The sequence below is a fragment of the Agarivorans aestuarii genome (assembly GCF_019670125.1).
GTDB lineage: Bacteria > Pseudomonadota > Gammaproteobacteria > Enterobacterales > Celerinatantimonadaceae > Agarivorans > Agarivorans aestuarii.
This window is the reverse complement of the sequence record NZ_AP023033.1, coordinates 569,944-584,033: the sequence shown is the minus strand read 5'-3', so window position 1 is coordinate 584,033 and position 14,090 is coordinate 569,944. Positions and strand designations below refer to the sequence as shown.

The following is a 14,090-nucleotide window of genomic DNA, read 5'->3' as shown; positions in this document are numbered from 1 at the left end:
AAACTTCGCAGCAACTTTCACAAACATGGATTTAGTGAACACCGGCAGGGAAAGCCTATGTGATTCTGAATATATAACTAATCAAACGCTGAACTCGTTTGAAAGGAAGTTTAACTTTACTCTTTGGAGCCCTGTAATGCGCCTGTGTCAGCCCACATCATTAACATCGTTTGCTATGCCAAAAGGTAAGCGACTACTCACTTCACTTATCGCTACTACGTTCCTAGTAGGATGTGGAAGTGAAGCAGTTGAAGAAGCCGCAACACTTATTCGTCCCGTGTTTACCGAGCCAGCGGCTACGGTTGTGCTCAATAGCCAGAGCCAGTTCTATGGTGAAGTGCAGTCAGCCAATCGCGCTGAGATGGGCTTTCGTACTGGTGGCCGCATTGCCGAATTTCTAGTCGATGAGGGTGACCAAGTGCTTAAGGGTGACTTGCTGGCAACACTAGACCCTACCGATGCGCAAATTACTCTGTCTCGCGCTGAGATCGACCAAGAGAACACCCGCCGTGAGTATCTTCGCGCCAAGCAACTGTTCGACAATAATGGCGCGATTGCCAAGGCAGAGTTGGATCAAATCGAAAGCCGTTACTTGGTGGCACAAAATCGGGTTAAAGAAGCGCAACGTCAATTAAAGCACACTAACTTGTATGCTCACTTTGATGGTGTAATTGCTCGCCGAGCAGCAGAAGACTACGACCTTGTTCAAGCTGAACAAACTGTGCTGACCATGCATGACTTGGACAATCTTGAGGTGGTTATCCAGATACCCGCGAGTGTAATGCAAACCCGCGGTGGTAGCGGTAAAGCATATGCTACTTTACGCACCATTCCGGGCCAGGTATTTGATCTCTCATTGAGCCGCTACGCTACCGAGCCTGACCCTGTTACTCACACTTATGCCATCACCTTGACCTTTGATGACATTCGCGATGAACGAGTATTCCCTGGTATGGCGGTGACTGTCACTCCAAACGATAAGTTTGAAGATCAAGCTCAATCAGTAATGGTGCCAGTTACTGCGGTGCAGCCAAACAACATGGGCCAGCAGTTCGTTTGGGTGGTGAATAGTGACGAGCAACTGGAGCGCCGCGAAGTTGAAGTGGGTGGGATTAGCATTGACCAAGTGGAAATCATTGCAAATCTTACTCAAGGCGAACAAGTGGTGGTGACCGGTTTAGCTGGATTGACCGAAGGTATGGCCGTGCGCGCTCAGCAACTTGACACAAAGGGAGCCAAGTAGATGAATATTGCTCGTTATACACTTGCTAAACGCACCAGTGTTTGGGTAATTATTGCCTTAATACTGATTGGTGGCTACATCAGCTACCAAAAACTAGGCCGCTTTGAAGATCCTGAATTTGTAATTCGCCAAGCGTTAATTATAACGCCGTATTCTGGCGCTACAGCACAAGAAGTCAGTGATGAAGTTACCGACGTAATCGAAGGCGCGCTGCAAAGCTTACAAGAAGTAAAAGAGATTACTTCTACCTCAAAACAGGGCATGTCTGAAGTCACCGTAGAAATGAAGATGGAGTTCGCCAAAACCGAGGCCGAACTTCAACAAATCTGGGACAAGGTGCGCCGCAAAATTAATGATGTGCAGCGCCAACTGCCGCCAGGCGCTGGGCAGCCCATCGTCAACGATGATTTTGGCGATGTGTATTCGCAGTTCTATGCAGTTACTGGTGAAGGCTATACAGACAAGCAGCTACAAGATTACGTAGACGTGTTGCGTCGCGAGTTAGTGCTGGTGCCGGGAGTTGCGCGTACCCAAACCTTGGCGGAAAAAGATGAAACCATTTTTGTTGAGATTTCTAACCAGCGTCTAGCGCAGCTTGGCATCTCGGCTGAGCAGATCTATCAAGTTTTAGAAAACCAGAACACTATTACCGTGGCCGGTGCCATCGACAGTGGTGATATGCACATTCCGGTGATTCCAAGCTCTACCATTCGCTCTTTTGACGATATTCGCAACATCCACTTGGGCTTGGGTAGTGATAACACCATTCTGCGCTTAGGCGATGTGGCTAAGGTAAGCCGTGGCTTCCAAGAGCCCGTTTCCATGTTGATGCAATACAACGGCGAGCGTGCCATTGGATTTGGTATATCTAATGTAGCTGGCGGTAACGTGGTCACCATGGGTGACGCGGTTAAGGCGCGTATTGAAGAACTAGCCAGCCAGCGCCCACTGGGTATTGAGCTGCATGAAGTCTCTTTACAGTCGGATTCGGTAGCCGCTTCCGTATCAGACTTTGTAAACAACTTGATTGCCGCGGTAGCGATTGTATTCGTGGTGTTGTTGCTATTTATGGGCCTACGTACTGGCCTGATCATTGGCTTTGTATTGGTACTAACCGTTGCTGGCACCTTGATTGTGATGTTGATTGATAACATCGCAATGCAGCGTATCTCGCTCGGCGCCCTGATCATTGCCCTAGGCATGTTGGTAGACAACGCCATTGTAGTGACCGATGGCGTGTTAGCACGCTTACAAAAAGATCCAAATGCAGACCGTGAGCAAGTGGTGTCTGATGTTGTTGCTGCAACTAAATGGCCACTGTTGGGCGGTACCATCGTAGGTATTTGTGCCTTTAGTGCAATTGGTTTGTCACCTTCAAACATGGGTGAGTATGCTGGTTCGCTATTCTGGGTAATTCTTTACTCGATGCTACTTAGCTGGCTGTTCGCAGTAACTGTTACCCCAATGCTGTGTCACGACTACTTAAAAGTTAAGCCAGCGAAAACTAACCAAGTTAGTCGCCCAATGAACGCCTATACCCGCGTGCTACATTGGGTACTAAATAACCGCAAAGTATCCCTGATTGCCATTGCTGGCGCCCTGATGCTCGGCCTTAAAGTATTTGGCTATGTGCCTCCTGGCTTTATGCCGGAATCGCAACGCCCACAGTTTGTGGTGGATGTACGTTTACCGCAGGGTTCGGACATTTCTCGTACCCACCAGGTTATCAACAGTATTGAGCAAGACGTTGCAGCAAAAGAGGGTGTCACTAATATCACCAGCTTTATTGGTGGTGGAGGTCTGCGCTTTATGCTGACTTATTCGCCAGAGCCCGGTAACCCAGCTTACGGTCAATTGTTGGTCGATGTTGCTGACCACAATGTGATTGAGAAATTGGTAACAGAGCTGCAAACGGAGCTAGAACAGGCTAATCCAGATGCATCAATCATGGTGTGGAAGTTTATGCTCGGCCCTGGCGGCGGCAAGAAAATTGAAGCTGCTTTCCAAGGCCCTGATAGCGCAGTGCTGCGCGGCCTAGCCGAGCAAGCGAAAATGCTAATGAATGAGACTCCGGAATTGATTGCCGTTCAAGACGATTGGCGTCAACAAGTGCCAGTGGTTCAGCCAGTGTTCTCTGGTGAGAAGGCCCAGCGTTACGGCCTAACTTCTCGCGAAATCAACGCCGCGATCAACCAAACCCTGAGTGGTCGCAATGTAGGTGCTTATCGTGAAGGTAACGATCTAATTCCAATCGTGGTGCGTGCACCTCAAGAGGAGCGTAACCATGCGCGCGCTTTAGAAAACACCGAAGTGTTTAGCCAAAACCTTGGCCAGTTCATTCCGCTAGCACAGTTGGTTGATGACGTGAATGTGCTTTGGCAAGACGCTATGCTAAAAAGGATAGACCGCGTGCCGACCATTATGGCGCAGGCAGATCCTGCACCAGGTATGCTCACCGCTGAAGCCTTTGAGGTTACTCGCACCAAGATTGAAGCCATGGAACTTCCACCGGGCTACAGCCTAACTTGGTATGGTGAATACAAAGAGGCTAAAGAAAGCAACGAAGCCTTAATGGCGGCAGCACCTTATGGCTTCACCGCGATGGTACTGGCAGTAGTATTTATGTTTAACGGTATTCGCCAAGCTGTGGTTATTTGGATGACAGTGCCACTTGCAGTCATCGGTGTAGCGATTGGTCTGGTTAGCTTCCAGACGCCGTTTGAATTTATGGCCACTTTAGGCTTCCTAAGCTTGGTGGGCATGATGGTGAAGAATGCGATTGTACTGGTAGACCAAGCTGACGTTGAAATTAGAGACGGTATGCCGCCGTACAATGCGATTATCGCAGCAGCGACTAGCCGTGCTCGCCCAGTGTTGCTAGGTGCTTGTACCACGATTCTTGGTGTGGCACCGCTATTGGTAGACCCATTCTTCAAGAGTATGGCAGTGACCATCATGTTCGGTTTATTGTTCGCAACGCTGCTGACGTTGGTTGTGATTCCTCTGTTCTATGCTTTGATATTCCGTATTAAGGCCGACTCTGCCGCCTCAGAACAGAAGGCAGAACAACCAGTAGAACAATTAGAAAATATCGCATAAATCATAAATAGGGCGAACATAGCGGTTAACTAAGTTCGCCTTTTTATTTAGCACCTTGCTCATCGTTAAAGGGAAAGGAATAAAAAATGAATGTTATTGAAATAGAAGGCTTTCTTACCTTCACTTTGGCAATTATGTTGTTATTTGTTGGTAAATGGGCCACTGCAAAATTTGCAGTGTTACGTAATTACAGCATCCCAGAACCAGTGATTGGTGGTTTTGTCTGCGCAACGGGTGTTGCGCTGCTTTACTATTTAGCTAATATTCAACTGCAATTCGACCTAGAGTTACGTGACTACCTGCTGTTGTACTTCTTTGCGGGCATTGGCCTTAAGGCCGACTTTAAAACCCTCATCTCCGGCGGTAAGCCCTTGTTGGTATTAACCCTATTGGCAGTTATCTACATCGTGCTGCAGAACGGTATAGGTTTAGGCGTGGCCGCTATGTTCGGCCTAGAGCCTATTGTTGGCCTGCTCTCTGGCTCAATTTCTTTGATTGGTGGAGTAGGGACGACCATGGCTTGGGCACCTACTTTTGAAGAAATGGGCATAGAGGGAGCTGCAGAGTTAGGCATTGCTAGTAATACCGTTGGCTTGATTGCCGCATGTTTGATTGGTGGTCCAATTGCTAAATATTTGATCAATCGTAATCAATTAAAAACTGCTGAAGGAGATGAGCTGGATATTGGTGTGCATCACGAACAGTCGGTACACCTAGACCACTTCGGTTACCTTTACGCCTGGCTGCTCCTCAATGTAAGTATGATTTTGGGCTACATGCTAGACCTTGTATTACAACAAGCCGGTCTTAACGTACCGTTGTTTGTATCCTGTCTGATTGCCGGTATTGGCATAGGAAACTTTAAGAGCCTGGTTCTTAAAAAGAAAATGGATGAGAACGCCAGTAAAGGTCTAAGCCTTATCTCTGATATCTGTTTGGGTATGTTCTTAACCATGGCCTTGATGGGCTTGCAGCTTTGGCAGCTGGTAAGTTCTATTGGTTTCATCAGCGTAGTGATGTTTGCTCAACTGGTGCTTTCGATAACCTTTACTGTGTTTATAGTGTTCAAGCTTATGGGCAAAGACTATGAAGCCGCGGTAATCAGCTCGGGCTTCGGCGGTATAACTCTGGGCTCGACCGCTACAGCAATTGTTAACATGACAGCGGTTACCCAGCAGCATGGTGCGGCGCACAAGGCCTTTATAATTGTACCATTGGTGTGTGGTTTCTTTATTGATATAGCCAATGCTCTAATTATTAACGGCCTTATTGGGCTATTTACATAAGCTTCTAGTAAATCAGCCTCTAATTACGGAGGCTGATTTATTGATGCAAATTTAAATTTCTCTAAATCCTTCTTACCCATATTTTTAAATTAAATAATAAGGCCCTGTTTGTTTTTTATAAGGGCTTGTTTATGAAAAAAACTAATTTTACGGCCATTATGCAAATTCTTGTTACTCTGCTTCCTGTGGCAGCAAGGCAAGTGTTTGGCTAGTTAGTTGCAGTTTACAGCTACATTTCTTAATTTTTCTAATCTCTACTTGTTTGTTGGGTGGCTTAATAAATAGCAAAGTAAATAACTGCTAAGTGGTTTGCTTTTATATATAAACCGCAGGCTTTTAACTTAGTGCTGACAAGATAATAATCTTGCGGCTTATCTAACCCAAACAACCATGATAACTAAGCATTTTAGCAAATTGTTGTGCTAGGTTAGTTTCGACCAGCACGGAGTAGCTTATACTTATCTAACTAATAGCGATATGCTCGGTGCTATTACTACTTAAGAAAACGATTCAAGCGCACTGAGCTTACTCCCGCCAGTAACTATCACTACTGGCCAAAACCAAACTCCATAAAGCAAAAAAGCGCAAGAGCGCTTTTTTGTTTCTGTTTAGCTAGCCCTACAGAGTGCTAAGGCATTGTTCTATTTTTAAGCTCAGTCCTGGCTCTAAATGTTCCCAGTCAAAACTAGTGATATCTATCGCTAATTGCTGTTGCTCTGCCTCTGCAATCTGTTGTTCGTAAAGCGCAGCATAATTTGGAGCGTGCGTTTCCCAATGCTGAGGGTTGATACCTTGACTGTATCCATAGCAATAAAGCCAGCGCATATAGGTATTGTCAAAAGGGGCGTCGACAGGGAACCCGGGGACGGTATGGTGAATGTAGGAAAGCTTGAGTTCTGAATTGGTTAGTTTGGCCTGACGTTCAATCAAGGAAACATTAGTTTGGGTTTGAAAACGCAACATAGTGGCGATGGAGCGCCCCATGATGCCAAATAAACCTGGATCGGTTTCTTGCCATTCTGAAGCTAACTTAGAATTACTAACGACCCATACTCTGCTTTTCAAATTATGCCCTGAACCAACCCCTAAGGATTCTAAGTACTGACTTTCGTAACGTCGGTAAACAGATATATCGAGGTTTTCAGGAATGAAAAACACCTGAGCCATAACTCCGCCATCTACATGCAGTTCATCATAGACTTCACCATCAACCATTACGGGTAGTAGCACTGGTTCAAAAACACCAGGTATAGCAGCTGAAGCTATAATGACGCTTTCAAATAGTAACTCTGCTTCTTCACCTTTGTACTGGGCGATAGCGCCCATATCCCAAATGACGGCACGCTGCGCATCTAGGTTGGTTGTTTTGACTAGGAAGCGACGTCCACGCAGGTGCTCAGCGGCGACTTGTGCCATTAACTCCTGATTGATTTCATCACGTACCAACTGTATGAAGGGTTGGGTATCTAGAAGAGATGAACTAGAAAACAATCTAAACAAGCTGCGCTTGTTATAGATGTTGTCGTCAGAGTATTCAGTGTAGAAACGGCGTATTTTGTAGTCATAGTCAGAACCGAGAAAGGCGTATAATCCGAGAATAGCTCCAGTACTGATGCCGGTTACCAAACGATACTCTGGGCGTTGCCCGCTATCACTCATACCATTTAGTAAACCAGCGCCATAAGCCCCGTTGGCACCACCTCCAGAGATCGTTAAGATATTTTGTATGCGGAAATTACCTTGCTCGTCGACAAGTAGCTGGTTGTCGAAGCTTTCATTGTAAGCATGAAGGTTATCAATATCTGGATCAACATCGCCCCAAGTACGAATGTTGTGGTCGGCGAGTATCCCGCTAAGCTCCAGCTTATTTAAGGGGAGAGCGTTCCGCTCCGGAGGGGAGCTACAAGCAATTAAGAGCAGTGACATCCCGGCTAGGAGCAGACTTCGAGTCATAAGGTACATCCTTGCATATGGCAGATTCGAGTGAATAACTAGGCTAATTCAATCACTTGGTTGGGTCTAGCAGATTTTAGTTTTGGCTTGTAAAACTAAAAGGTGAAAGGTGATAGGTGATAGATTTAAATTCTACTACTTGTGGCAAAAAGACCCCTCGGAAGCGCTAGGCTGCCGAGGTAGTTGTAAAAAAGAGGGTTCAAGCTTGGTCTACAGATTGGCGAAACGACTTAGCCCAACTATCAAATGTTTGTTCTACATCTGCCCAAGTCGACCAAGGTGTGGAATTTAGGAAACGAGATCCTTTTGATTGCATAATCGCTACAGCGTCAATACGCTCACTCGCGGCTTCGCGGAATACCGTTTCAATAGTGACTTCTCCCACGCTAAGCGCGAATGGGGCTAATACGGTAGTTACATTGGCTGCAGCCGAAGGAGCCTTCATCCCGGAAACTTTAAAGGTAATGCGCAAAGCGTTTTCGGTTGAATCACCGTTTATTTGGTACCCTGCTTGAGATAGCTCTTGGCTTACGGCTTCTGCTAGGTAGGTTTGCATCTTGGCAATTTGCTCGCTGCTAGCAGCGTCAAGTTCGCTATCAGCATCTAGAATAATCACCGGATCTATAATGAAATTGTCATAGGATTTTAGGCTAGCGGCACCAGGTCGGACATAGACAATACTAGGAGCATGGTTGGGATCAAATTCTAGGCCATCAGTGTTCGCAACTGGCTGGTAGCCCTGAACTTGAACCGGCTTAGCACTGCATGCAGCTAATAGGGTTGCTAAGCAAAGAGCGAAAGGAATACGGGTTAGCTTGGTAAATTGTTTCATCTTTTAATCTCTTTAATAGTCAATGTTCTAGTTCGGGTAATGCAGCGTGTGGTTAGCCCAAAATCACTACTAAAAGTGCTAGGCTTCTGCTGCTGTTAAGTTCGAAACGAATTTTACAATTTTGATTTATATTTAATATGGTTTAGAGAAATGCAAAATTGCCTAAACTGATTGTGAACTTTAGATGGGGTGATATTACAAGGACAGGTTTCTTTTTAACCTAGCGGGGTTCTAGGCGAGCGAGCAGATTGATAACTAAGAAAGACGCACTCGTTATAAAGGCCCCCTTTAGAGTGAGACACAGAGAACATTAATAATGTTCGTCTAGTTTAATTTCCCTTCGACACCTTAAGAGAGGAATATTGCTTATGCAATTTTCATCTGTGCAGTGGAACTATCAATGCATTGCTATTCAGTAAAAAAAGAGCCAAGGCCACAATATGAATTTCTTAAATTCCTTGTGTACTATTACTCGCTATTAATAATGAACGTAAGGTACAAATTAGAGAATAGATAATGAGTAGTATGCTAAGACTAAATGACCGCTTATATAGCGTACGAGATTTAGGTGAAGGGCCTTGCACAGTGATAATGATGTACCTAGGTTCAACACATCATCGGCTTGACACACTCATACTTACAGAGCCGAATGACCAGCGCTTCATCCTTGTAGATTTTACCCCTGCATGGTCAAAGCTGCCTCACGATTACACCTTGTCTGAGATGAGCGATATCGCCCGTGATATGGCCTTGTTATTAGATGTTTATTGGCTAGACCAAACATTGATAGATTCATTTGCAATGGGATACCGTTTTAGTGAGCAACTGGCTCCGCTACTGTTTAAGCGCTATGTCCACAATACCCACCAAACCTCTTGGATCCGTGAGCTTCAATCGAAAATCACTACGATAGACTAGGGTAAACTAAGTAAGTGAAGCAATGAACGTTGAAACAGCCTTAGTATTTCAATGTTCTAATCACTTCCTAGCTTCAACAAAAAAGTTTAGGAAATCTTGCTCTGCCTGTTAGTAAATTTCCTAAATATTTCGCTTTATGTTCCTTGCTAAAGTACCCACCAGAGATACAGACAAGGAGAATTTGCCATGAGACAGAAACTAGAAAATCTAGACCTAAACCTTTTACGTTTACTATGTGCTGTTGTAGAAAAGAAAAACACTCACATTGCCGCAGAAAAGTTAGGTATTTCTCAGACCAGTGTCAGTCGTGGCATGGCAAAATTAAGGGAGTGCTTTGGTGACCGCTTGTTCATTCGAAAAGCCCATGGCGTGGAGCCTTCAGCGCTAGCGGAAAAACTGGCTGAGGCAGCTTCAGAGATGCTAACCCCTTTCCTTCGAGTGATTGATTCCTTTCAAGAGTTCAATGCTCAAGAGTATGACGGAACAATTAAAATTGCGGCTCACCTACTTGTACTTGAAGTGCACGGCGCTAATTTAAGCGAAGCCTTGCATGCGGTTTTCCCAAACGCCAACCTAGAACTCGTTTATTGGCAAGAAGATACATTAGTGGATATATTGAAGACCAAAGTGGACTATTTAATTCACTTTCAAGATTTTCAACTACCACAGGACATTCACTGCCCCGCTTTAACTGAAGTGTCGGCCTGTTTAGTAGCTAAAAAAGGCCACCCTGTGCTAACTAAAACCAGTGATTGGGAGGCAGTAGCCGAGCTACCAATGGTTAAGGCGATTATTGATGGCGTGGACTCTAAACGAGAGCCTATCGATGATGTGTTTGCTGCAAAGGGCTACAAACCTCGCTTAGTATTTAGCACTCACTCCATTTCTGCATTGCTCAATAAACTAGCAGTTTCAGATGCAATTATGTTTGGCAGCGCAAACCTAGCTAAACTTAATCCAGACCTAGAAAGCTATCCTTTACCACCTTTCATGCCAAGTGCGGTTAGTCATTTTACCTTGGTGGGCGGATACCTGCAGTCAAAGCGGGATTTTCCTCTAACGCAGGCCATACACAAAGCAGTACAGAGCTACTTCGATGGCGTTTAAGAAGCATACTTGGCTGTTAGGCATGTGAAGCTTACAATAAGCATTATCTCTAATCAGGTCTGACTAGATAAAGTTACTTTCTGAGCCATCGATAAATGACTTAAACCGCTATTAGGGAGAAGTATGCTTAGAACGAGTGTCAAGATTCACCTTGCCTGGAACATGAAGCTCGATAGTGCAACCTTTGTTAATCTCTGATTCGATGACGAGTTCACCACCAATAAGACGAGCGCGTTCCATCATACTTTTTAAGCCCAAGCCCGGTGATTGGCGTTCTTCTTCAACGTCAAAGCCCATTCCGTCGTCACTAACCTGCAAGATTAAGGTGTCTTTCATTACTGTAAACGAGACGTGAACCCTAGAGGCTTCAGAGTACTTAGCTATGTTTCTAAGGGCTTCTTGAACAATTCTAAAAATGGCTAACTCATCATCTTTAGCCAATGCCAAGCGCTTCACCGAACAGAAAAGCTCTACCTTAATCCCCTCTCGCTGTTGATAGCTATCAACCTCCGAGCGCAAGGCATCGACCAGTCCTAATTGATCAAGTATTGAAGGGTGCAAACGACGCGATAAGCTATGGGTGTCGTCGGCAACTTCCACCAAGCTCTGCTTTATTTTCATCAGTGCGCTTTTCTGAGTTTCGTCTTGGAGTGTTAACATAAAGGTGCCTGCATCAATGGCTATTGCGGCAAGCCTTTGAGTCAAATCATCGTGTAATTCTCGGGCAACCCTTCTTCGTTCTTCTTCTTGAACATGAAGCAGCTTAGATGTGAGCTCTCTCAACTCATCTTGTTGGTTGATAAGAGAGTCTTGGGTTGCCTTAAACAAACTAATGTCCTGCAAAATAGCGGAGCCACTCTGTAACTTGCCATTATCATCGAAGCGAAGCTCAACCACTTCATTCAGCCATTTTGAGCTTTCATTCACTTTTAGCCGATACTCAACATTGATTAACCCCGTCTTCAATGCCTTGCTCCATGAGGTTGAATAGCGTTCTCGGTCTCTTTCATCAATCATTTGCAGATAGTCTATATTCGATATCTCCACACCGTGAGCCACCCCGAGAATGCGGCACGCTTCGGGGCTAAAGTTGTGCATTTTATTATCAATAGCAATTTCGCAACTGCCTAGTTTTGCAACACGTTGAGCATTCTCTAACTGAGCGGTAATCTTCTGCATCTTGCTAAGCGTAGCGCGCCGATTAAAATGGATAAACGTGAGCATCAATGAAGTCATCACCAAAGCGATCCCTACCAGCCATAAAATGCGATTTTTCCACTCATCGCGTTGGATAAATCGAACATTGCTCCATTTTTCAGTCATTAACTGAAGTTGATCAGAGCCTATATGTGCCAAGGTCTTATTTAACAGACTCACCAACTCTGGTTTGGAGGGGTGTACAGCAATTGCTTGCCTCATACTGTACTTTGTTTTCCCTGTACTCTTTAGGTTGCTCAGTCCAAGGGAGTCAACATGGTACTGCACGATAACAGGATTCTCGATAATCGCGTCGACTTGACCTTTTGATAAGGCCAGAATGGTATTTTCAAGCGTGAGATATTCAACCAACTGAATTGATGGATGGTTCTTTTTAAGTATCTCTCCTATACCGCCGCCTTTAACAACCCCTACTTTGTAACCTTCTAGCTCATCTATTTCGTTGAATAGCCGCTCTCCGAGCTGCGTATGAATAACATAATCTAAGGTGTAGGTAGGATTGGTGAATAAAAGCTGCTGTTTCCGCTCGGGTGTTACGATTACGCCGGGCATAAAGTCGATTTCACCTTCTACCAAGGCATTGTAGGTTTCACTCCATGAACTGAACCTCTCAACATGAGTATCTAGATCGAACTTAGCGGCAAAAGTAGCCACGATATCTTTAGCCACTCCTTTCAATTCGCCATTAGAATCGAAATACCCAAATGGTGCTGATTTTAGAGGCGAGCTGTAAGCCAGTCGAGGATTTCGCTCTAGCCAGTCTTGCTCTTCTTGGGTTAAGGTCTCTTTCAATGCGAGAGGAGTGGTGCTTTCGGTAAACCATTTTTTTCTGAGGTTATTGAGCTCTTCGCGCGAGACCGCCTCAATGGCTTTGTTGAGTGAAGATAATAAGTAAGGCCAATCACTGCGGATAGCTAAACGGGCGTGTTGGCTTTGATCCAGTTCCTTAATACCCAAGTTTCCTTTAACCGATACATTGGTAATGAAGTTTTTAAACATGTAGGTATTACATACCATGGGGATACAAATAAAGTAGTCTGCATCGCCACGTAAAATCGCGTTGATGCCCTCACCGATACTATCAACCACTTCAGTGTTGATATCGGGGTAGTTGTTAAGCAAGTAAGTATGCTCTAGGTGACCCCTTTGAACAGCGATTGTCTGGTCTGTAATACTGGTTAGGGCATTTATCTTGGGCTTGCTTTCTCGGCTGTATAGTAGTGAAGGGGCTCCTTCATAATATGAATGACTGAAATCCATGTAGTCATCAATGGACTCTCGATATCGTAAAAAATTCAGCACATCTAGTTTGCGTTCTTCCGCTAGTATCAGCATTTCACTCCAGCTATGTGAGGCATCAAAAGTAACATTGAGACCAAGCTTACTGGCGAGCAAACGGAAGTAGTCAATGGAATAACCAATGATTTGACCATTTTTTTCATAGCTAAAGGGAGGGAAATTACTGTACGTATGCACATTGATAGTTGGTGCCGTTGCCAGCCAAACACGTTCCTGCTCTGTGAGGCTAATGGCTTTGGGTTGCTCAAAAAAGTTGACTATCCACTTATTTCTCAATGCGGCCAATTGGCTATTAGTGATTGCTTCTCTGCCATTTTCTAAACGCTGAATAAGTTCTTTGTCTAAAGATTTTTGATAAAGGATATGAACGGGTTTAAACAGCTGGGTAACTTCTTTTATCGCTGGTTTGACCTTCAGATTTGGGATTAGGTATTTTTGCTGAGAGTAGCGACCTACGGCAATGTCAGCAAAAGTTACGTCAGCATTTCCGAGAGCAACCGCTGACAACGACTCCCTTACACTATTAGTCTCAAGCAAGCGAATGTTGGGAAAGCGCGTTTTTAAGTCTGAAGTCGTCTTCTGATCTTTCGGTGACGCGATAATAATATGAGTGTTTTGCTCCAGCTCTGCCCAATCGATTTTACTACTCGGGCGAGAGAATGCCGCGATATAACGAGGCAGAACAACTTTACCAAACATATAATCTTCATTATAAGCGTCGACTTTTGAACCATAGATAAGTAGATCGTGATGACCTTCCTCAGCCGCTTTTAGCTGAGCCGCTCGGTCTTCCACTACTTCCCAATTAATGTTTAAGCCCGCGTTAGCTGCTGCCAGTTCTAAATACTCAACTAGATAGCCCTTGGCCTGATTCTGTTCGACAAACTCAAAAGGTGCCCAGCCTTCTTTTGCCACGCCGATAGTTATCGCACCTTTTGGAGATGGTATTTTTGAAGCATTTGCCATCACTGGTGCGCAAATAAGTCCCAGCCAAATAAGTTGTAAAATCTTTTGTGTCCGGATTGAAAAGTTAGAACGGAATTTATAAAAAAAGGGCAGTGAAAAGCTCATGATGCTAGGTTCCTACTTGCTTTCAATTGGCCTATACAAAAATCGTTTGTTAAACAAGCTGGCA

The 14,090-nt window shown here is 44.8% G+C and carries 8 protein-coding genes; 5 read left to right on the top strand and 3 right to left on the bottom strand.

What is annotated here, in order from left to right; translation table 11 throughout:
- Nucleotides 1-136: 136 nt before the first annotated feature.
- From K5609_RS02785 to gltS, 3 genes are all read left to right on the top strand, one after another.
- Nucleotides 137-1,243, top strand: a complete 1,107-nt coding sequence (locus K5609_RS02785; protein ID WP_221075859.1) for an efflux RND transporter periplasmic adaptor subunit — start codon at nt 137-139, stop codon at nt 1,241-1,243.
- Nucleotides 1,244-4,342 carry an efflux RND transporter permease subunit gene (locus K5609_RS02780; RefSeq protein WP_221075858.1) on the top strand — a complete coding sequence of 1,033 codons (3,099 nt, stop codon included), beginning with the start codon at nt 1,244-1,246 and terminating at the stop codon, nt 4,340-4,342.
- Between the two features lie 86 nt (nt 4,343-4,428).
- Nucleotides 4,429-5,628 carry a sodium/glutamate symporter gene (gene gltS / locus K5609_RS02775; protein ID WP_221075857.1) on the top strand — a complete coding sequence of 400 codons (1,200 nt, stop codon included), beginning with the start codon at nt 4,429-4,431 and terminating at the stop codon, nt 5,626-5,628.
- 618 nt (nt 5,629-6,246) lie between these two features.
- Here the strand turns inward: gltS and K5609_RS02770 are convergent.
- Both K5609_RS02770 and K5609_RS02765 read right to left on the bottom strand, forming a co-directional pair.
- The gene (locus K5609_RS02770) at nt 6,247-7,581 is read right to left on the bottom strand and encodes a patatin-like phospholipase family protein (RefSeq protein ID WP_221075856.1); all 1,335 of its coding nucleotides are present in this window, start codon (nt 7,579-7,581) and stop codon (nt 6,247-6,249) included.
- 199 nt (nt 7,582-7,780) lie between these two features.
- Nucleotides 7,781-8,413 (bottom strand): DUF3313 family protein, encoded by a 633-nt coding sequence (locus K5609_RS02765; protein WP_221075855.1) that lies wholly within the window; start codon nt 8,411-8,413, stop codon nt 7,781-7,783.
- Between the two features lie 516 nt (nt 8,414-8,929).
- Between K5609_RS02765 and K5609_RS02760 the strand changes: the two genes are divergently transcribed.
- Entirely contained in the window at nt 8,930-9,331 is a 402-nt protein-coding gene (locus K5609_RS02760; RefSeq protein ID WP_221075854.1) for a hypothetical protein, read from the top strand.
- Nucleotides 9,332-9,517: 186 nt separating this feature from the next.
- Nucleotides 9,518-10,438, top strand: coding sequence for a LysR family transcriptional regulator (locus K5609_RS02755; RefSeq protein WP_221075853.1), 921 nt, complete (start codon nt 9,518-9,520; stop codon nt 10,436-10,438).
- 111 nt (nt 10,439-10,549) lie between these two features.
- On the opposite strand, the gene K5609_RS02750 is transcribed toward K5609_RS02755, so the two are convergent.
- Nucleotides 10,550-14,026 (bottom strand): transporter substrate-binding domain-containing protein, encoded by a 3,477-nt coding sequence (locus K5609_RS02750; RefSeq protein WP_221075852.1) that lies wholly within the window; start codon nt 14,024-14,026, stop codon nt 10,550-10,552.
- Between the last annotated feature and the right edge of the window lie 64 nt (nt 14,027-14,090).

What these genes read in the sequence shown, in the direction of transcription:
- K5609_RS02785 (WP_221075859.1), top strand. Translation starts at nt 137, where the DNA reads ATGCGCCTGTGTCAGCCCACATCATTAACATCGTTTGCTATGCCAAAA.
- K5609_RS02780 (WP_221075858.1), top strand. Translation starts at nt 1,244, where the DNA reads ATGAATATTGCTCGTTATACACTTGCTAAACGCACCAGTGTTTGGGTA.
- gltS (WP_221075857.1), top strand. Translation starts at nt 4,429, where the DNA reads ATGAATGTTATTGAAATAGAAGGCTTTCTTACCTTCACTTTGGCAATT.
- K5609_RS02770 (WP_221075856.1), bottom strand. Translation starts at nt 7,581, where the DNA reads ATGACTCGAAGTCTGCTCCTAGCCGGGATGTCACTGCTCTTAATTGCT.
- K5609_RS02765 (WP_221075855.1), bottom strand. Translation starts at nt 8,413, where the DNA reads ATGAAACAATTTACCAAGCTAACCCGTATTCCTTTCGCTCTTTGCTTA.
- K5609_RS02760 (WP_221075854.1), top strand. Translation starts at nt 8,930, where the DNA reads ATGAGTAGTATGCTAAGACTAAATGACCGCTTATATAGCGTACGAGAT.
- K5609_RS02755 (WP_221075853.1), top strand. Translation starts at nt 9,518, where the DNA reads ATGAGACAGAAACTAGAAAATCTAGACCTAAACCTTTTACGTTTACTA.
- K5609_RS02750 (WP_221075852.1), bottom strand. Translation starts at nt 14,026, where the DNA reads ATGAGCTTTTCACTGCCCTTTTTTTATAAATTCCGTTCTAACTTTTCA.